The 19,002-nt window shown below is 50.9% G+C and carries 19 protein-coding genes; 11 read left to right on the forward strand and 8 right to left on the reverse strand.

Annotation, left to right across the window (positions count from 1 at the left end):
• Nucleotides 1–2: 2 nt before the first annotated feature.
• The 6 genes from ACZ520_RS04480 (at nucleotide 3) to ACZ520_RS04505 (ending at nucleotide 7,437) form a co-directional block, all read left to right on the forward strand.
• The gene (locus tag ACZ520_RS04480; RefSeq protein ID WP_464127644.1) at nucleotides 3–2,756 is read left to right on the forward strand and encodes an esterase; all 2,754 of its coding nucleotides are present in this window, start codon (nucleotides 3–5) and stop codon (nucleotides 2,754–2,756) included.
• A 148-nt stretch (nucleotides 2,757–2,904) separates the two neighbouring features.
• Nucleotides 2,905–4,035: a thiamine pyrophosphate-dependent dehydrogenase E1 component subunit alpha gene (locus ACZ520_RS04485; protein WP_416480848.1), complete on the forward strand. Its 1,131-nt coding sequence runs from the start codon at nucleotides 2,905–2,907 to the stop codon at nucleotides 4,033–4,035.
• Entirely contained in the window at nucleotides 4,035–5,090 is a 1,056-nt protein-coding gene (locus tag ACZ520_RS04490) for an alpha-ketoacid dehydrogenase subunit beta (protein WP_011163511.1), read from the forward strand. Before ACZ520_RS04485 ends, ACZ520_RS04490 begins: the two co-directional genes overlap by 1 nt.
• Nucleotides 5,091–5,930: a class I SAM-dependent methyltransferase gene (locus tag ACZ520_RS04495; RefSeq protein ID WP_464127645.1), complete on the forward strand. Its 840-nt coding sequence runs from the start codon at nucleotides 5,091–5,093 to the stop codon at nucleotides 5,928–5,930.
• A 259-nt stretch (nucleotides 5,931–6,189) separates the two neighbouring features.
• Nucleotides 6,190–6,636, forward strand: a complete 447-nt coding sequence (locus tag ACZ520_RS04500; protein WP_464127646.1) for a helicase — start codon at nucleotides 6,190–6,192, stop codon at nucleotides 6,634–6,636.
• A gap of 12 nt (nucleotides 6,637–6,648) precedes the next feature.
• Nucleotides 6,649–7,437: a phosphatase domain-containing protein gene (locus tag ACZ520_RS04505; protein WP_416480851.1), complete on the forward strand. Its 789-nt coding sequence runs from the start codon at nucleotides 6,649–6,651 to the stop codon at nucleotides 7,435–7,437.
• A gap of 48 nt (nucleotides 7,438–7,485) precedes the next feature.
• Here ACZ520_RS04505 and ACZ520_RS04510 read toward each other — a convergent pair whose 3' ends face one another.
• From ACZ520_RS04510 to ACZ520_RS04525, 4 genes are read right to left on the reverse strand one after another with little or no spacing between them, the layout of a single operon-like run.
• Entirely contained in the window at nucleotides 7,486–8,487 is a 1,002-nt protein-coding gene (locus tag ACZ520_RS04510) for a hypothetical protein (protein WP_374032236.1), read from the reverse strand.
• 42 nt (nucleotides 8,488–8,529) lie between these two features.
• Nucleotides 8,530–9,045 carry an orotate phosphoribosyltransferase gene (gene pyrE, locus ACZ520_RS04515; RefSeq protein WP_193352326.1) on the reverse strand — a complete coding sequence of 172 codons (516 nt, stop codon included), beginning with the start codon at nucleotides 9,043–9,045 and terminating at the stop codon, nucleotides 8,530–8,532.
• Between the two features lie 32 nt (nucleotides 9,046–9,077).
• Nucleotides 9,078–9,392: a divalent-cation tolerance protein CutA gene (gene cutA, locus ACZ520_RS04520; protein WP_464127647.1), complete on the reverse strand. Its 315-nt coding sequence runs from the start codon at nucleotides 9,390–9,392 to the stop codon at nucleotides 9,078–9,080.
• 3 nt (nucleotides 9,393–9,395) lie between these two features.
• Nucleotides 9,396–10,436 carry a CNNM domain-containing protein gene (locus ACZ520_RS04525; RefSeq protein ID WP_464127648.1) on the reverse strand — a complete coding sequence of 347 codons (1,041 nt, stop codon included), beginning with the start codon at nucleotides 10,434–10,436 and terminating at the stop codon, nucleotides 9,396–9,398.
• Nucleotides 10,437–10,672: 236 nt separating this feature from the next.
• On the opposite strand from ACZ520_RS04525, the gene ACZ520_RS04530 reads away from it, so the two are divergent.
• Together ACZ520_RS04530 and ACZ520_RS04535 are read left to right on the forward strand one after the other, a co-directional pair.
• Nucleotides 10,673–11,461 (forward strand): dienelactone hydrolase family protein, encoded by a 789-nt coding sequence (locus ACZ520_RS04530; RefSeq protein WP_464127649.1) that lies wholly within the window; start codon nucleotides 10,673–10,675, stop codon nucleotides 11,459–11,461.
• Nucleotides 11,462–11,583: 122 nt separating this feature from the next.
• Entirely contained in the window at nucleotides 11,584–12,093 is a 510-nt protein-coding gene (locus ACZ520_RS04535; protein ID WP_088566012.1) for a hypothetical protein, read from the forward strand.
• Nucleotides 12,094–12,177: 84 nt separating this feature from the next.
• On the opposite strand, the gene ACZ520_RS04540 is transcribed toward ACZ520_RS04535, so the two are convergent.
• From ACZ520_RS04540 to fusA, 4 genes are all read right to left on the reverse strand, one after another.
• Entirely contained in the window at nucleotides 12,178–12,432 is a 255-nt protein-coding gene (locus ACZ520_RS04540) for a hypothetical protein (protein ID WP_374032241.1), read from the reverse strand.
• A gap of 146 nt (nucleotides 12,433–12,578) precedes the next feature.
• Nucleotides 12,579–13,019 (reverse strand): hypothetical protein, encoded by a 441-nt coding sequence (locus tag ACZ520_RS04545; protein WP_088566010.1) that lies wholly within the window; start codon nucleotides 13,017–13,019, stop codon nucleotides 12,579–12,581.
• A complete protein-coding gene (locus tag ACZ520_RS04550) occupies nucleotides 13,020–13,250 on the reverse strand; it encodes a hypothetical protein (RefSeq protein ID WP_464127650.1) in 231 nt (76 codons plus the stop codon).
• 200 nt (nucleotides 13,251–13,450) lie between these two features.
• A complete protein-coding gene (gene fusA / locus ACZ520_RS04555) occupies nucleotides 13,451–15,559 on the reverse strand; it encodes an elongation factor G (RefSeq protein ID WP_088566008.1) in 2,109 nt (702 codons plus the stop codon).
• A gap of 196 nt (nucleotides 15,560–15,755) precedes the next feature.
• On the opposite strand from fusA, the gene ACZ520_RS04560 reads away from it, so the two are divergent.
• The 3 genes from ACZ520_RS04560 to aat are packed head-to-tail and all read left to right on the forward strand — an operon-like array spanning nucleotide 15,756 to nucleotide 18,974.
• A complete protein-coding gene (locus ACZ520_RS04560) occupies nucleotides 15,756–17,201 on the forward strand; it encodes a RecQ family ATP-dependent DNA helicase (RefSeq protein WP_464127651.1) in 1,446 nt (481 codons plus the stop codon).
• Between the two features lie 34 nt (nucleotides 17,202–17,235).
• The gene (locus ACZ520_RS04565) at nucleotides 17,236–18,309 is read left to right on the forward strand and encodes a PQQ-dependent sugar dehydrogenase (protein ID WP_464127652.1); all 1,074 of its coding nucleotides are present in this window, start codon (nucleotides 17,236–17,238) and stop codon (nucleotides 18,307–18,309) included.
• Nucleotides 18,309–18,974, forward strand: coding sequence for a leucyl/phenylalanyl-tRNA--protein transferase (aat, locus tag ACZ520_RS04570; RefSeq protein ID WP_088566005.1), 666 nt, complete (start codon nucleotides 18,309–18,311; stop codon nucleotides 18,972–18,974). The genes ACZ520_RS04565 and aat overlap by 1 nt, the downstream gene beginning before the upstream one ends.
• Nucleotides 18,975–19,002: the final 28 nt, after the last annotated feature.

Consider the following 19,002-nt stretch of genomic DNA (forward strand, 5'->3'; position numbering starts at 1 on the left):
TCATGCTTAAGTACATTTTCATCACTTGTTGTTTCCTGACCGCCTGCAACTTTTCCGAAGACTCGAAGGTGAGTGGCAACACTCCACAGAGTGTCCCGGAAGCCGAGCCCCCAGCGACACCATCGCCATCTCCTTCGCCGACTCCGGCAGCTCCAACATGGGTCGATGTGCGCGCGATTGTTTCGACGGGCGAAAATTTAAGTTTTAACAATCAGACCGGGGGGCCGCACGATCTGGCTCTGAATCCGGTGACGGGACTTCCTGCGGTGGCCTATTATGACAAGTCGGCTTCAGCAGGTGGCAGCGGAGCGACACCGGCAGTCGGGGCGTTGAAGTATGCCTGGATGGATGCCCTGGGAAACTGGAATGTGGAGGCTGTTGATTTCAATTATGGCACAGCTGTCTGCGGGAACGTGAACTCCGTCTGCGTGGGCGCGCCGAACACGGCCACTGCAGGGCAGTTGAATCAGGGGAAAATTCTGAGACTGGCGTTTAAGGCCAATGGTACGCCGGTGATTTCCTATGTCTATGGCTCCAGCCAGAATACAACTCTGCTCCCGGGCAGCGGCACCAAGGACATCCGTCTGGCTGAGCGCAGTGCTGCGGGTGTGTGGTCGGTGACGACCGCTTTCCAGGCGCCAGTGGGGGCCGGGGCGACGAACGTGGCGATCGCCACGATTGATCCGATGAAGGCTTTGACCTTGGTTCTGGACGATGAGGATCGTCCGCACATCACTTTTTCTTTCTTCACTCAGACATCCACAAACAGCCAGGTGAAGTATCTTTTCCGGTCCAGCGCGGGGGTGTGGTCTTCGATGAACGTGGCGCCATTGGTGGCGCTTGCGGGAACGGTGACAGCGGCGAATCAGGCAGGGATCAGTTCGGGGCTGGCGTTGTGCCCGGTGAATGGCGCACCGATTTTGGGATTCACCACCACCACGGGAGCTGCGGGCACGTTAAACAATCCCAGCATCGCTCGTTGCACGGGCTTGGATGCGGATGGCAAGTGTCAGGCCTTTGAAGTTGTGAATCTTCTAAGGGGTTGTACCGGCAGTGCCACTTGTATTTCGGGTTTGGTGAACACCAATCATAACGGCGGCACGCACCTGGATCTGAAAGTGGAACCAGTGACGAACCGACCGGTTTTGGCGTTTTATTCTGTGGGAAATCCCAATACGACAGGTCTGCATATTCGCGGGCCGGTGGCCTGTGATCAGGTGCAGAGTGGGGCGGCGAACTATTGGGGGGCAGCAACCACTATCGCCGCGGCCTCTGCCGGAGCTTCCGGTGTTTCTTTGGCAGTCAAGGGTGTGACGGATTATCTGGTTTCTCTTGGTGTGGCGACTACGTCTGTGGCGATGAGCAAGTTCAATGGGACTGCGTGGTTTGCAGCGGTTCACGGGATTGAAACAACAACGGTTGCCCAGGAAGGCGTGTCGCTGGCTTACGATGGACAGAGTGATACGGCTTATACCAGCTATGCTCAGTTGCCAGCGGCAGCCGGAGGAGCAGTTGGAAATGATTTAAAGGTGGCGCAGATTGATCCTGATGAGCTGGTCACAGCCGGTGCGGCAGGAAGTTTTGTGATTTCTGTTGTCGACAATCGCGGCAATGTGTTCCCGAACACGGCCTCCTTCCCGGTGCTCAGTGCGGCGACGGCACCGAATGGCCGAGTCGGCTATGCTTATTATTTTTATGACAACAACAACACTCACGCCAGTTCAAAACTTTATTTTGGAATGCGTGGCGGAACATTTGTTGAGCCGTATTTTTCTGAAAGATTTGTGACCAGCTATCAGCAAAGCGCCTCCGCCACAGCGGCTGTCGGGAATATGCCGGCCCTGGCTTTTGACAGCAACAGCAATCCGTTGATTGCTGCCTACAACGGTGTGGCAGCAGAGCAGAATCTGATTCTGGCCCGCTCCAGTGACCGGGGTGTGAGTTTTTCAATCACCGTGGTGGATGACTCGGTCGCCAACGTCGGCCAGTACCCGAGTGTTGCCTTGAGTGGGGATGCCATTGGTATTTCTTATTACGATGTGACGAATACAGCCCTGCGTTTTGCGCGCTGGACAGCGCAAAGTGGATGGAAAAGATTTGTTGTCGATGGGGCGGCAGGCTCAGGATCCTGTGGCAATGCCGCCGCTGATGCCGGGAAGTTTGCAAAGTTGCAGTTTACTTCTGATGGACGTCCCGCGATTGTCTATCAGTATGACACCGGCGTGCGGGTGGCATATGCGACGGAGGCTCTGACCTCCGGCTCTTATGTGTGGAACTGTGTGGCTTTGGAAAGTTCTGCTTCCAGTCTGGGGGCGGGCCTGGATTTCAAGCTGGATTCTCAGAATAGACCCTTTGTGGTTTATGTGGATACAACAGCAGGATCAGTTCGCTACGCAAGTTGTGCTTCGGCCGTTGAAACCTGCGTGACCACCGGAACCAGTGCGTTTACTGCGGGAGTGGTGGAAGTCACCGGAGTCACTTCTTTGTTAGGGGAGGCTGCTCCGTCGCTGAGGATTGGCAGTGATGGTGCGAAGTACGTGGCTTTCCATAACTCAGTCAGCAAGGCCTTGCGACTGGGGACTTGGGCTGCCGGATCTTCCAGTTTTGCCTTTGAAAGTATTGAACAATCGGTGTTGAGTGCACCTTCATCTGTGGGTCAGTACGGGGCTCTTTTGTTGAACTCCTATGACCGGCCGACAGTCTTTTACCGCAGTTCAGAAAACTGGCTTCGCTACTATTCTCGCGAACAGGAATAGGGTTTTGCTTAAAGAGGGGGCATCTTCCGCCCCCGGAAAGCCTGAAACCCTCTTTATTTCGATTTGAAGAGACTACCTACATAGGCAAATGGGCGTGACAAAAGCCTCTCTTTTCGCTTAGATAGACGCGAATATGGAGGCCCTTAACATGTCTAAAAAGACCACTGTGAAAGCAGGGGGTAAGGCGGCTGCTGGTAAGACTACCAAGAAGGCTGCAAAACCTGCTGCAAAGTCCACTGTGAAAGCTTCTAAAAAAGCGACTGCTCCTGCAAAAAAGAAGCAGAGCTTTGGTGGATTGTCTGAAGAAATTTTGCTTCGCATGCACAACCTGATGGTTAAGTCCCGCGTGCTTGAAGAACGTCTGATCAAAATTTATAAAGCCGGTGAGGCTTACTTCTGGATTGGTGGACCTGGGGAGGAAGCCTGGGGTGTTGCTTTGGGTATGCTGGCGCGCAAAGGCTCTGGCCCAGAGAACGATTGGTTGCACCTGCACTATCGCTGTACTCCGACGATGGTGGCTTTGGGCATGGACATGATTGATTCCATCCGCTTGATGATGAACCGTGCGACGGATCCATCCACAGGTGGTCGTAACTTCTCCAGCCACTATTGCTTCCCGCAGTGGAACGTGGCTCCGGTGACGTCTCCTTTGGAAGTTCAGTATCCGATCGCGTGCGGTACGGCTCACGTGCAAAAGCGTGTGGGTAAAGGTGCGATCTCCATCGTGACTGGTGGTGATGCCGGGACTGCTGAAGGTGACTTTGCATCCTGTTTGATCCTTGCGTCCCGTAAGGGCCAGGAGCTTCCGATGCTGATCACTGTGCAGAACAACGGTTACGGTATTTCGACTCCGTACGAAGGTCAGCACGGTGAAACAAACATCGCAGATCGCGCTGCTGCGTTCAACATCCGTTCCCGCGTGATCAATGGCAATGACCCGATTGAAACTTATCTGGCTCTGAAGGAAGAGATGGAATACATCCGTAAAACCGGCAAACCATCCTTCATCGAAGCGAAGGTGACTCGTTTGTACGGTCACTCTTCCGCGGACGGCGCCAATAAAAAACCACACTTGTTTGATCCGGTTCTGACTTTCGAAAAGAACCTGATCGATGCTGGTATTCTTGATGCGAAAGCGGCGAAGAAGATCTGGGAAAATTATGAAGCCGAAGGCGTCAGCGCCCAGGAACAAGCCCGTCAGGAACCGGTACCGACTCCGGAATCTGTTTGGGATCATGTTTACGTTAACAGCGAAAATGCAGATTGGAGAAAATTCTAATGGCAAGTATTGCTCAGGCCATCAGAATGGCCCTTCACTATGGTGAAGCCAACATGGGAGTTAAAGACATCTTCGGTCAGGACGTGGGCGCACCACTGGGGGGCGTTTTCACAGCGACTCAAGGTTTGGAAACGGCGTGGAACTCGACTCTGGATGAGCGTGGGATCATCAGCATGGCGATGGGTATCGCGATGGGTGGTGACCGCTGCGTGGCTGAAATCCAGTTTGCGGATTATATCTTTAACACCATCGATCTTTTGAAAATTGCCGGCAACACTTTGTGGTGCACGAACGGTCAGATTCAACTGCCGATGGTGGTGATGACTCCGGTTGGTGCGGGGATCTTTGGTTCCGTTTACCACTCTCATTCCTTCGACGCCTGGGCATCCCGCCTGCAAGGCTGGAAGATCGTAATGCCGTCCAATCCGTTGGATGCTTACGGCTTGATGCTTTCTGCGATCGAGGATCCAAATCCGGTTCTTTATTTGAAATCCAAGGCGTTGATGCGCCATAAAGGTGATGAGCTGATCCCGGGTGAACCTGCGGATGAAAAAGAGCTTAAAGCCATGATCGACAAACCAGTTCAGAATTCTGAAGGCTGGAAGCCGCGCTGGCCGGAACTTGAAAAATACATGGTTCCAATCGGCAAGGGCAAGATCACTCACGCGGGTGAACACATCACGGTTGTCACTTACAGCCGCATGGTGCACCTGTGTGACGAAGTGGCGGTGAAACTGGCAGAAGAAGGCATCTCAGTTGAGGTGATCGATCTTCGTTCGATCTATCCATACGACTGGCCGATGATCAAAGCATCCATCGAAAAAACCGGTCGCGTTCTGTTCGTGAACGAGGACACGGAAGTGACTAACTTCGGCGAACATTTGGCTTACCGTGCGACTCAAGAGTGCTTCTATCAACTGATGGCGCGTCCGCGTGTTCTGGCTGGTAAAAACCTGCCGGGCATCGGTCTGCACCCGAACCTTGAAAAGAACTCTGTGCCACAGATCCATGACATTGAACTTGCGATTCGTGAAGTCGTAGCGGAAGTGCCGTAAATGAAAAAAGAAATGTCCCACAGAAAAAAAGTCCGCCGTCGTGTGAATAAAAAAAGCACGGCTTTGGTATTCGATAAATACGAACTGTACCGCAAGGCGGTTCAGTCGGCGGAAAACGATGTGGTCTTTATCTGGAACACGTTCCGCGAGCTGAAAGGCAAGCAGCCCCGTGTATTCCGTGAAGACTTCTGCGGGACATTTGCTCTTTCCACCGAATGGATCAAACTGCATCCTCGTCATGAGGCGGTGGGTGTGGATCTGGATCCGGAACCAATGGCCTACGGCAAAGCCAACTATCTGACGAAGCTAAAGCCGGAACAGCAAAAGCGCATGAAGCTGGTTGAAGGCAACGTGCTGGATCCGAATCTGGCCAAAGCCGACATCGTGGCCGCGATGAATTTCTCGTACTTCTGCTTTAAAAAACGTGAGGTTTTGAAAAAGTACTTCGCCAATGTGCTGAAGACTTTGAACAAAGACGGCATGTTCCTGGTGGATATCTTCGGTGGCAGTCAGTGCTACGAAGCCATTGAGGACGCGATCAAACACGAAGGCTTCACTTACTACTGGGATCAGACGAACTTTGACCCTGTGACCAATGAGGCTCTATTCCACATCCACTTCAAAGTGGGCGGGAAAAAGATCGAACAGGTCTTCACCTATGACTGGCGTATGTGGTCCATCTCTGAGATCCGCGACATCATGGAAGAAGTGGGCTTTAAAAAGACCCACGTGTACTGGGAAGGTACGGCTCCGGATGGTTCCGGAGACGGCAACTTCACCCGTGTGGATCACGGCGAAGCTTGTCAGTCCTGGATCGCTTATGTGGTCGGAGAAAAATAGCGCCGGTTGGTGAAAAAGGCCCATCTCCTTCGTTGTCGGGCCTTTTGCTTCTCTTCGACGTGCTTGGAGCACGCCTCCGTTTCGCAAAAAACCCTCCGCCTCGGATCTGAACCTTTTTGACCAACCTTGGTTGGGTGGGTCGCGGTGGGGATTTTCTGGTTTTCTTAATTGTTTTTCTTTGGTCTGCCTCTTGCTCCTTTAGGGGCTGATGATATTCAAATCCAAATTAGCCTTATTCAAGCCTCGCAAGGGACACTGGGTGTCGCTTGCTGTCTATTTGTTGGTCACTTTGGCGGCCGGGCAGGGGTTTGCTAAAAATACGCTGAAAGACTTTACCAGCGATGGCTGCAGCATGAGTCCGGACGGGTTTGCCTGGTCGGTGAATGCCTATTTGGACTGCTGTGTGGCGCATGACGTGGCTTACTGGGCCGGCGGGACCAGTGAAGACCGTCTGAAAGCTGATGAAGATTTAAAACAATGCATCACTGTCAAAGCGAACAAATACACGGCGGATGCTTACTTCCGCGGTGTTCGCGTGGGTGGTTCTGCGAAGCTTCCAACGCCGTTTCGCTGGGGCTATGGTTGGGTTGAAGACCGGGGCTATGAGCCATTGGACATGGAAGAGCGTACCGAGGTCGCAGACAAGCTTCTGTCGACCAACTGGGAGCAGATTTACGAATTAATTTTTTTAGGAACCAAAAAATAACAGGAGACGTCCATGAGAAAATACATCGCTTTACTTGCCGGATTGATGTTGTCAGCTTTTGCCGAAGCCAAGGTGCTTGTGGTGTCTGATATTGATGACACGTTGAAGGTGTCCCACGTGCTATCCAAGAAGGGGGCGGCAACCTCTTTTGCCGATGATGACAGTCGTTTCGTGGGTATGTCTGAAATCTTCCAGATGTTAAATCTGCAGCATGAAGACATTGAATTCCATTATGTGTCTTTGGCGCCAAAGCTTCTGATGAACGAGCAGCACACGGATTTCCTGGAGGAAAACGGCTTCCCGATCACGAAGCTGCACATGAACTCGGGCATCAAACAGGATCCTGAGCTGAAGCAAAAAGTCATCCGCAAGGTGCTTGCTGAAACCAACCCGGAAGTGGTGATCTATTTCGGCGACAACGGTCAGTTCGATGCGGTTGTTTACGACCAGATGGTGAAAGAGTTCCCGCACATTCCGGCTGTCAGCTATATCCGCGAAGCTTATTCCAGACTGGATCGTTCCAAGTTCCCAACGATGGAAGGTCAGATTGGCTTTGTCACCAGTGTGGAAGTGGCGATTGATTTGATTTCAAAAGGTCTTTTGATGAAGAAGGCTTATGGCCCGATTGAGCAGATCGTTTACAAGCGGATGAAGAAAGACGACAAGGATGAAAAATTCGGTCCCATGGTCTTCCCATGGTGGCAGGACTGCCGCGACTTCAAATGGCAGTGGGACGTAAAGAATCCTTCTGTGAAGCTTCAGAAGATTCAGTCTGTGATTGCTGAAAGATGTGCGCAGTAATTTTGATAGAACAGAAAAAAAGAAAAAGGGGCTTTGAAGCCCCTTTTTTTATTTGTTCCCGCTGCCGGATCTGGATGGTTGTGGTGGAGGAGGTGGAGGCTGCGGTCTGCCACCGGATCTGAAGACTTCCGGTTGGGTCACGGACTTTGTTCCCTTGCTGCCAGTACAGAAATCCAATTCAATATCACAAGCATTGGCCATGGATTTACAGAATGCTTGGTTTTCGGACGTGCTGGTCAGGAATGAATTCAGCAAAGGATCACCGCTGCCATTCTGCATGCGGTTGACTTCTTCCAGGCAGGTATCCAGACCATTTGCCTTGTCTTTAGAGGCAATCATCTTTTTCACATCGCGTTTTTTCTCTCCAGAGACATCATACTCACTAGGGAATGCTTGGGACAGGCGCTCCTTAAAGCGACTGCGTCTTTCGCCAGATGCTTGGTCTGTGTAAAGTGGATACTTCTTATTTAAATTTGAATCGCTGTAGTTCTCATGTGGTGTGGGGCTTCCGGCGATAAGGAAGTTCATTTTATTTCCCGCATCCCAGCCGAATATAACGTTGTCATCGAAGCCATAGTATTTGCCTAGTTTATTTGTAGATTTGGCATCAACGCCGGAACTGCGTGTGGTCGCGGGATAGATAACTGATTGCCAGTCGCCAGAAGCGATGTCAGATTTCTGCGGGTCTTTTGGGCCCTTGGAGCTGCGGTAATTCTGACAGAAGCCATAGTTACGCATCATTGAGATGACGATCTTTTGATAGTTCTTTTTTGCATCTTCACTTTGAACGATGGTTCTGTTTTTGTCGTCCAATTGGAAATTTTGAACGGCACTTGTGCCAAGAAGAGCCAGCCACTTTTCAGATGGCACAACTTCACGGCCACCGGCTTTATCAGCGAAATACTTCTGAGCCCCGCAGGATACGCACGCGAGACCTGTAAGCTTCAGGTTACCGCTGCTGCGGCAATCAAACTCATCGTAGCCCGCGAAGGACGGGCTAGCGGAAAAAGCAATGGCGGTAGCCAGTAACGCTTTAGAGAACTGTTTCATCCTGTCTTCCTCTCGATAAGATAAACCAGTTCTCTTTATCGGCTAGAAATCGGATTTCTTGAACAATGGACGAAGGTCCAGGCCGATCTCAGTCAGCTTGGGTTCGGGGAACTGGGGCCCGCGGTGGATCACACAGAGAACTGTGGAAATCTCAGCTCCGATAGAGCGTAAATCCGCCGTGGAAAGCACCACCTGACCGCCAGTGGTGACGACATCCTCAATCACACAGACCTTCTTGCCTTTGATCTCAAGGCCTTCGGCAAACTTGCAGGTGCCGTATTCTTTGGCCTCTTTACGAACGAACACACAAGGGATCCCGGTTTCCAGGGACAGGGCCGTGGCGATAGGGATGCCGCCCATTTCAAGGCCAGCCAGAACTTCGGTGCCTGCAGGAATTAATGGAACCATTTGTTTGGCGATTTCACGCAGCAACGTCGGTTGTGCCTCAAAACGATACTTGTCGAAGTATTCGTTCGAGATCTGGCCTGAGCGCAATTTGAATTCACCCGTCAGGTGAGCAATGTCGTAAATATTCTTGGCAAGTTCTTGTCTGGTCATGGCGATAGCTCCTTCGCTTTTCAAAGCTAGGGCTATCTTTGACTTTCTTCAAGCCAGTTCTTGAATGCCGGATTGATTCCCAGGACGGGGAGAGTCATGACGCACGGAACGTCATAGGGATGCAGGTCTTCGACTCTTTTTGTGATTATTTTCTGCGCGTCAGATGTGTTCAACGCCTTCAGGATCAGGATATGCTCAGAGCTTGTCTCTAATTTTCCCTCCCACCAGTACATCGATTCCATGCCTGGAATGATGTTGGCGCAACCGACAAGTTTTTCTTCAAGCAGAGTTCTTGCGATACTCTGCGCAGAATTTTTGTCAGGACAGGGGATATAAAACAAAATCACAACCTAGCTCCGGCGCAGTTTCTGTTTGCGCATCTGCCACTGTTCAAGAGCGAACTTGCGCATGTCTTCGACGCTGTCGAGTTCATCGACGATCTCAACACCCAGCAAGGTTTCAACGGCGTCTTCCAGACTGACCAGACCAGCCACGATACCGTACTCGTCAACAGCCAAAGCCACGTGCTCTTTTTCTTTGATAAAGAAGTCCAGAACCTGGGACACGGTCATGCGTTCCGGGATGCTGGAGATCGGGGTCACGATATCGCCAATCACCTTGTCGTGCAGGTCGTTGGAAAGGGCTTCGTGGATCTTGTAGCGATAAGTCATGCCAATGATGTTATCCAGGCTGCCGTCGTAAACCGGGATGCGCGAGAAGCGCAGCGGACGGTATTTGTTAAAGACCTCTTCCACGGTCAGGTCCTTGTCCAAAGCAAAGAACACGGATCGCGGGGTCATGATGTCAGACACATAGATTTTGTCCAGCATCAGCAGATTTTTGATGATGTTGGATTCTTTGCCTTTCAAAGTTCCTTCTTCCACGCCGATTTCGGCAGTCATCAGGATCTCTTCGCGGGTCACTTCCGGGTCTTCAGAGGTCTTTGCAAAGAAACGGCCCAGCCACTCGGACATGATCACCAAGGGATACAATAGCAGGATCATGAACTGGATGGTGTAGGCGGCAAAGGGAACCAGAGCTTTCCAGTGGGCGGCTCCTACAGACTTGGGAATGATCTCAGACAAAATCAGGATCAGGAAGGTCAGGGCAAAAGAGGCAACAGTGACGGCTTCTTGCCCGTAGTGAATCTGGATTTGGTAGGCGATCGCAGCGGAACCAAGAGTGTGGGAAACGGTGTTCAGGGTCAGGATGGCAGAGATGGGGCGGTCGATGTTTTCTTTCAGATGTTCAAGAAGCTTTCCGCTTCTTTTATTCTCTTTGACCAGAACCCCGATGTACGCGGAGGTCGAGGTCAAAAGAACAGCTTCCAGCATTGAACATAAAAAAGAGATACCGATGGTACTGATGAATAGGACAATAATGATCGTCATAGAGTGGTGCTTAAATCTGAGAAGTTAAATGTGACGGGCCTAGGCCTGTGGTATTCCATAGAGACTAGAGTGTATCACATCCGGGAAGGGACCTGTCTATAACGCGACTTGCAAGAAGTCCTGATATAATCGAGATAAAACAGGAATTTGTGACTCATCAGGGCCTGAAAGAGGGGTTTTTGACCTTTTGCCGGGTCCTTCTTAGACTTTGGTAAAGCTTAAAAGGAGTACCTAAGATGATGAAGAGTTTGGCGGCAGTGGTGTTGGCGTTCGGAGCCTTTATGCAGGCTCATGCTGAAGTGAAAACTGAAACGGTTGAGTACAAGGATGGCAAGACCACTTTGGAGGGTTTCCTGGCGCAGGACAATTCGGCCAAAGGCCCTCGTCCGGCGATCATCATTGTTCACCAGTGGATGGGACTGGGTGATCATGAAAAAGCCAGCGCTCAGCGTTTGGCGGAAAAAGGTTATGTAGTTCTTGCGGCCGATATCTATGGCAAAGGGGTGCGTCCTGGTTCCCCGGCCGAGGCGGGAAAACTTGCCGGCACTTACAAAGAGGACGTAAAACTTTTCCGTGCGCGTGAAAAAGCGGCCTTTGATTATCTGAAGAAAAATAAGAACGTCGATGCCAAACAGATCGTGATCATGGGGTATTGTTTTGGCGGGACCGGAGCCCTTGAGGCCGCTCGTGCAGGCTTGCCGGTTGCGGGTGCCGTGAGTATTCATGGGGGCCTTGCCAGCAAAAACCCCAAAGACGTTAAAAATATCAAAACCAAAGTGTTGGTGTTGCACGGGGCGATCGACCCTTACGTGCCACCGGCGGAAGTCGACGGCTTCATGAAAGAGATGAACGAAGCCAAAGTTGACTATCAGTTTGTAGCTTATTCTGGAGCAGTTCACGCCTTCACCCAGAAGGACGCCGGCAACGATCCCTCCAAGGGACACGCCTACAATGAGGCGGCTGAGAAGCGCTCCTGGTCTGCTTTGGAGGCCTTCTTGAGCGAGGTCGCGCCCGTTGCAAAATAATGCGAACTGAGCTGTCCAGAGTTTGAACAATCGTGAAAATATGGAAAGGGTGGTGACGGGGATTGGCCCTTCACCACCCTTCGTGCTAAAGACTTCGCTTTGAATACAAAAGGAGTCTTCATATGAAAACAATCTTGCTGGCGGCCCTGCTTTCTCTTTCTTTCGCGGCGCCAACCTTTGCCAATATCTCTGACAATTCCCAGGACGTGGTTTCTGCTAAAAAAGGAAAAGGCAAATCCGAGCCGGCTCCGAAGGAAGACGACGGTGGTCGTGGTGAAGAAAAAGACCCTCGTGAAGAGACCTATGAAGGCAACGACCGCAACAGCGGTGGCGCTTTTGATGGTGGCGGTTATGGCAACGGTGGATTCGATGGCGGCGGCTATGGCGGTGGTGACGGTGGCGGCATGATCGGTGAAATCTTCTCTGTTCCAGGCAAAGGCAAAACTTATCCTGTGACGTCCAACACCACAGTTGAAGACCGTGGCGATGTTCTGGTTTACACAACCCGCACTCAGGAAGACATCAGCTATGATGAAACCTGCACAACTGTATCTGTTCTGGTTGTGGCTAAATCCACTGGTAAAGTGATTTCTTCTGACAGCAACGAGTATTGCAATCGCTGGCCGATGTAATTTCTGAAACCGCTTTCTATATAAAGCAAAAGAGCTGACCATGACAGTCAGCTCTTTTTTTTGGTCTTAAATTCCTCGCAGGAATTATTTTTTGTCGGTTGCTTCGTCGACTTTGTCTTTCACATAGTCGGCACCTTCTTCAACGCGGTTCTGGCCTTTTTTTGCAAGGCACTTTACATCGCCTTCCATGCACACGGCTTCTTCCGCACGGTTCATGGCTTTCTTCGCGCCACGTTTCACGTCATTGGCGGTGGATTTCGCTTTCTCAGAAACAGTTTCTTCCGCGTGAGATACAGACATAAAACCAAACAAAGCCAATACCACGATAATGTGTTTCATTTCGGATTCCTTTCGTGAATCAAGTGTTGCTGCTGTTAAAAGCAACCCAAGTGCCACGATGAGGCCGGGTTTAATTTGAATTGAAGGGGACAGGAAGGGCGCATGGGACAAAAATCCCCGTGTTGGCGGGGATTCATGGGACAGGTTTAACTGGCTTCTGATGTCTTTGCGCGCTTGCTTTGGCGCTCTTCCACATAGTCCATCACCAGTAAGGCCACGGCATTTTCCAGGGCTCCGGATTGTTTGGCGGCCACAGGCTTTTCAGCAAAGCCCAAAGCTTTCAACCATGTTTTCTTGTTCAGGCTGTAGATCAGAACACCCACAGAAATCACGGTCATCACCAGGTACACAATCATGCCTCCCGTGATCTGGAATTCCTCGCCCTTGTCGAGCTGGCCGGCAAGGCTTGTGATCAATAGAGAGACGCCCACACAGCTTAAAGCCAGAGAGCCGATGGTGGACACCAGCACGAATGTCAGCGCGCGCAGATGCAGCACCAATTGTTGGGTGAAGGCAATGCCCGGTTCTTTGAACAGGCTTTTCGCGTTACCGATAAAGAATGAAATGATGGGCAGAAGGAAGTTCATCTAGTCATCCTTTCTTTTGTACAGCATGCGCGCGATCACAAAGCCCGCCAGGGCGGCAATGCCGACCGAAGCCCATGGGTTTTCCTTCATGGTTTGGGTCAGGCTGTCTTTCATGTCTTTGATTTGCTCTCGCTGTTCGCCGGGGATTTTGTTCTTAATGGCGTCCGTCTGATTTTTCAGTTCTTCCTGAAGCTGCTTTTTGATTTCGGCAATAAGCTGGTCGCGATCCATGGCTGTCGTCCTCGGGGCTGAAAGATGAATTTACGAATCTCTTTTCGGCACAACCGGCGGCGATGTTTAGTTTTTCTGGATATAAGTCGGGGCAGGGAAATAAAAAAAGCCCGGTGTTTCCACCGGGCTTTGAAGTTTGAAGATCAAACTTAGCGGGGACGCAGTCCAGTGCTTCGCACCTCCTGCGCATCCGCGCGAAATTACTTCTGCTCAGCTGCGCGCTTAGCTTGGTATTTCTTAGCAAGCTCTTCCTGGATGTTACGAGGTACTGGAGCGTACTTCGCGAATTCCATGGAGAACTCACCTTTACCTTTGGTTGCAGAACGAAGGTCTGTAGAGTAACCGAACATTTCTGTCAGTGGCACTTCAGCTTCGATCACGCAGTTACCTTCGAATGCAGTAGTTGCAACGATGGAACCACGGCGTTGGTTGATTTGACCAACAGCGGAACCTTGGTATTCGTCTGGAACTGTCGTCTCAAGCTTCATGATCGGCTCAAGAACAGTTGGTTTTGCCGCAGAGTACACTTCACGAAGAGCCGCCATACCAGCGATTTTGAACGCCATGTATGAGGAGTCGACATCGTGGTACGCGCCGTCTTCCAGAACAACTTCAACACCAACGATCGGGAAGCCAATCAGAGGACCTTTAACAGTCTGCTCTTTGAAGCCCTCTTCAACCGCAGGGATGAATTCTTTAGGGATACGACCACCGACAACTTTGTTTTCGAACTTGAATACAGAGCCGTCTTCTTGTGGAGGCAATGGAACGATCTTACCAACGATTTTCGCGTACTGACCGGAACCACCAGTTTGTTTTTTGTGAGTGTAGTCGTACGGAGCTTCAACGGAGATAGTCTCACGGTAAGCAACCTGAGGTTGACCCACGATAACTTCACAGTTGAATTCACGTTTCATACGCTCAACGTAGATTTCCAAGTGCAATTCACCCATACCGGAGATGATAGTCTCGTTGGATTCCTCGTCACGGTGTACGCGGAATGTAGGGTCTTCCTTACGGAATTTTTGAAGTGCTTTGGAGAAGTTGTTCGCCGCAGTTTTATCTTTAGGCGCAACAGCCAAGCTGATAACAGAATCTGGAACGTGCATGGATTGCATGGACGCCTGGATTTTGTCGTCACAGAAAGTATCACCGGACGCGCAGTCGATACCGAACAATGCCACGATGTCACCAGCGTAAGCAGTGTCGATGTCTTCCATCTTGTCAGAGTGCATACGAACCAAACGAGGAATCTTAACAGATTTCTTGTTCACTTGGTTGATGATGAAGTCGCCTTTGCCCATCTTACCTTGGTAGATACGCATGTAAGTCAACTGACCGAATGGAGTTTCCTGAAGTTTGAACGCCAGGGAAACCAATGGTTTTGTTGAATCTGGGAACAGGTCGAACTTCTCTTCGTTCTTAGTGATATCAAGAGCTTGCTCTTTTTTCTCAGCTGGAGAAGGAAGATAGTAAGTAACCGCGTCCATAAGACGCTGAACACCTTTATTTTTGAACGCGGAACCGCAAAGAACCGGAACCAACTTCAAGGCGATAGTGCCTTTACGGATAGCTGCGCGGATTTCTTCTGTTGTTGGCTCTTCTTCCATCAAGAATTTCTCTTCGATAGCAGAGTCAACGTCAGCCAGTTTACCGATCATGATCTGACGGTATTTTTTTGCAGTTTCAACAAGGTCCGCTGGGATTTCTTCTACAAGAACGTTCTCACCGGATTCACCTTGGTTGATGTAAGCTTTCATGTCAGTCAGGTCAACGTGACCTCTGTGCTGATCTTCCAGACCGATTGGGATCTGGATCATAACTGCGTTCAAACGCAATTTTTCGATCAAAGCATCAGTAACACGGTATGGGTTGGCACCTTGACGGTCCAATTTGTTCACGAAGGCCAAACGAGGAACGTTGTAACGTTTCATCTGACGGTCAACAGTGATGGACTGAGACTGAACGCCGGCAACACCGCAAAGCAACAGGATCGCACCGTCTAGAACGCGAAGAGAACGTTCAACTTCAACTGTGAAGTCCACGTGCCCCGGTGTATCGATCAAATTGATTGTATAATCCTTCCACTGAACCTGAGTTGCAGCAGACTGGATGGTGATCCCTTTTTCTCTCTCTAGATCCATGGAGTCCATTGTCGCACCAACGCCGTCTTTTCCACGTACTTCGTGGATGGCGTGGATTCTTCCTCCATAGAACAGAATACGCTCAGAAGTTGTGGTTTTCCCGGAGTCGATGTGCGCCGAGATACCAATGTTTCTGACCATATCAATATTCCACTTTTTGGACATATCTTTACCCTTCGTTTATATGGTTTTAATCGCTGTTATTATTAGCAAAAATTAAACAAATTTTATGAAAGTACTCGAATTATCATCAAATACTACTAAGTGCAAAAAAAGATTCTAGGCCAGAATCCCAACGCACCGCATCCTCGAGGCGGTTGGCTAGTCGGGCCCCTCTCAGTAGCGTAGACTGATCGGCACTATGAGCGATCTTCTTCAGCTTTTAAAAGCGAACTTTCCTTTTACTTCCTTCCGGGGCGAGCAGGAGCAAATCCTGCATAAAGTTTGGGCAAACCAGAACCTGCTGGCTTTAATGCCCACGGGAATGGGAAAAAGCCTCTGCTTTCAGTTTCCGGCAAAGACCCGCGACGGCCTGGTGGTCGTTATTTCTCCGCTGATCGCTTTGATGCAGGATCAGGTTTTCAAGGCCCAGGAGCTGGGGATCAGCGCCACGTTCTTAAGTTCCACTTTGAGCCGGGAGGAAAGGGAGTCCCGCCAGAATCGTCTGGCCAAAGGCGACTTCAAACTGATTTATGTGACCCCCGAGCGTTTCCGTAAACCTGAGTTCCTTCAAGCTATTGAAAAACGCGCGATCCAGCTTTTGGCCGTCGATGAGGCGCACTGTATTTCCCAGTGGGGGCATGACTTCCGCCCGGATTATTCGCGGGTGGGGGAATTCCGTGCCCTTTTGGGGAATCCGCCGACGCTGGCTTTGACCGCCACGGCAACCCCCGAGGTTCAAAAAGACATCCTGAAAAAACTGAACATGGAAGACGCTCTGATTATCTCGGCCGGGATCGAGCGACCGAACCTGGCTTTGAATGTTCACGACATCTACGGGATTGACGAAAAGATCCGCGCCATTGTCGGGCTTCGTCACCAGCAACCGGGCACCGCGATCATTTATTGTTCTTTGATTCAGACGCTGAAAAAAATCTCTTCTTCCCTGAATCGTCTGGGCATGGCGCATCTGGTGTATCACGGCGATCTGCCGCCGCAGGATCGCAAGCGTAATCAGAAGGCCTTCCAAAATGAAGAGGCTCCGCTGATGATTGCGACGCCGGCGTTCGGTCTGGGCATCGACAAAAGCAATGTGCGTCTTTTGATTCACGCCGAAACCCCCAATGCGCTGGAATCTTATTTTCAGGAAGTGGGTCGCGCGGGCCGGGACGGGGCAGAGTCTTCTTGTCATCTGTTGTATGATCAGGACGATGTCAGCATTCAAATGGAGTTTTTGAAATGGTCCCATCCCGAGCCTGATTTCATCCGCAAGATCTATCAACTGATAGAAGACAAAAGAATGCAGGTGGATCAGGGCGGGTTTGACTTCCTTCGTGAACAAATGAATTTTAGAAATCGCCGGGACTTCAGGTCCGAGGCGGCGGTCAGTATTTTGGAGCGCTGGGGCTGTCTGCAAAAGTCCGACGATCCGTTCCCTTATGCCTGTGTCAATGCGCCGACGGATGAACAGTTCCTGGCTGAAAATGGGGAGGCTATTTTGCGTGCCCAGAACACCAAGCTTTTGCAGATGGTTCAATGGGCCAATCAGGACAGTGAGTGCCGCATGAATCGCATTTATGCTTACTTTGGGCATGAGCACCTGGAGCCTTGTGGGAAGTGCGATGTTTGTGTCGCACGTGGAAAATAGAGATTAGAGATTGGGTCGGGCCAAGGAGGGGATTGTGAGAGCTGGATGGATTGTTTCTTTTGGGCTTTTGGTTTCGCTTTCTGTGGGGGCGAAGCAGCTTCCTTTGGAAAAATTGAAGATGCCTCCTGGGTTTCAGATTTCGGTGTGGGGGCAGGTGCCGGGGGCTCGGTCTTTGGCGCAGGCTCCGGATGGCCGGATCTTTGTGGGCTCTCGGTCCGGTGACAAGGTTTATGTGGTGAAGGACGGCAAGGCCAGCGTCTTTGCTCAGGGCCTGGACACGCCCAACGGTGTTGCCTATAAAGACGGAAAACTTTATGTGGCCGAAATTGCGCGCATTCACGAATTTGATGCCGGCCCCAGTGTGAAGCTTCCGGCAAAACCTGTGCGCACGCTGCCTCAAACCTTTCCTTCAGACACTCACCATGGATGGAAGTTCATCCGCTTTGGTCCGGATGGAAAGCTCTATGTCCCGGTGGGGGCTAATTGCAATATTTGTGATCCCGGCACTCAGTATGCACGCATTTATCGCATTGATGTGAACGGCACCAGCAAAGAGGAAGTGGCCTCCGGAGTGCGCAACACTGTGGGCTTTGATTTTCATCCTCAGTCGAAAGAACTTTGGTTTACCGATAACGGTCGCGACTGGATGGGGGATGATCGTCCGCCGTGTGAAGTGAACCGCCTGACCAAAGAAGGTCAGAACTTCGGCTTCCCGTTCTGTCATGGCAAGGACACTCTGGATCCGGATTTTGGCAAAGGCAAAAAGTGCTCAGACTATGTGGCTCCGGTGGTGGAGCTTCGCGCCCACGTGGCGCCGTTGGGTATGCGCTTTTACACGGGGACTCAGTTCCCGGCACAATACAAAGACAGCATCATTCTGGCCGAACACGGTTCCTGGAACCGATCCACACCACAGGGGTATCGTCTGACATTTGTGAAGCTGAATGGCTCCAATGTTGAAAAGACAGAGTCCTTCATTGAAGGCTGGTTGCAGGGGGACTCCTCCTGGGGGCGTCCGGTGGATGTGGAAGTTTTGCCCGATGGGGCGATGCTGATTTCTGACGACAAGGCGGGGGTCATTTACCGTCTGACTTATAAGGCGAAGTAATGCAGGGAAAATTACGATCCTCGGTCGACTTTCCAGATCCGCGCGAAACCCTGGCTGAAGGGATTTTGGCTATTGGGGGATCTTTGGATGTCGGCACACTTTATACGGCCTACAGCAAAGGGATTTTTCCCTGGCCCCAGCCTGGCTTGCCGATGCTGTGGTTTTCCCCGGAAGAACGGGGAGTTCTGGAGTTTCGGGATTTCCACGTTCCGGAAAGTCTGCGCCGTTTTCGCAAGCGTCATCCGGAAATTCATTTTTCAGTGAATCAGGATTTTCATCATGTGCTGGAGGAATGCTCCAAACAGCCGCGTCCTGGTCAGGATGGCACCTGGATCACGGGACAGATGAAACGCGCCTATATGGAATTTTTCAAAGCCGGTTACTGCATGTCGGTGGAGGTTCGCGAAAACAATGTTCTGATCGGCGGCATTTATGGAGTGCTGGTTGAAGGGGTGTTCAGCGGTGAAAGCATGTTCTATAAAAAGCCCAATGCTTCAAAACTGGCGCTGTGGCGCCTGGTGGAAGTTTTGTCAGAACAGGGGCACGAATGGATCGATGTGCAAATGGTGACGCCCGTGGTGGCCAGCATGGGCGGGAAACTGATTGATCGGGAGCAGTATCTGGAAATGTTAGAACAACGACATTTTCAATATGAAACAACCTAAAAGGTTCCCGAAGAACGAGAACCTTTTG

The organism is Bdellovibrio sp. BIS2 (assembly GCF_055398295.1).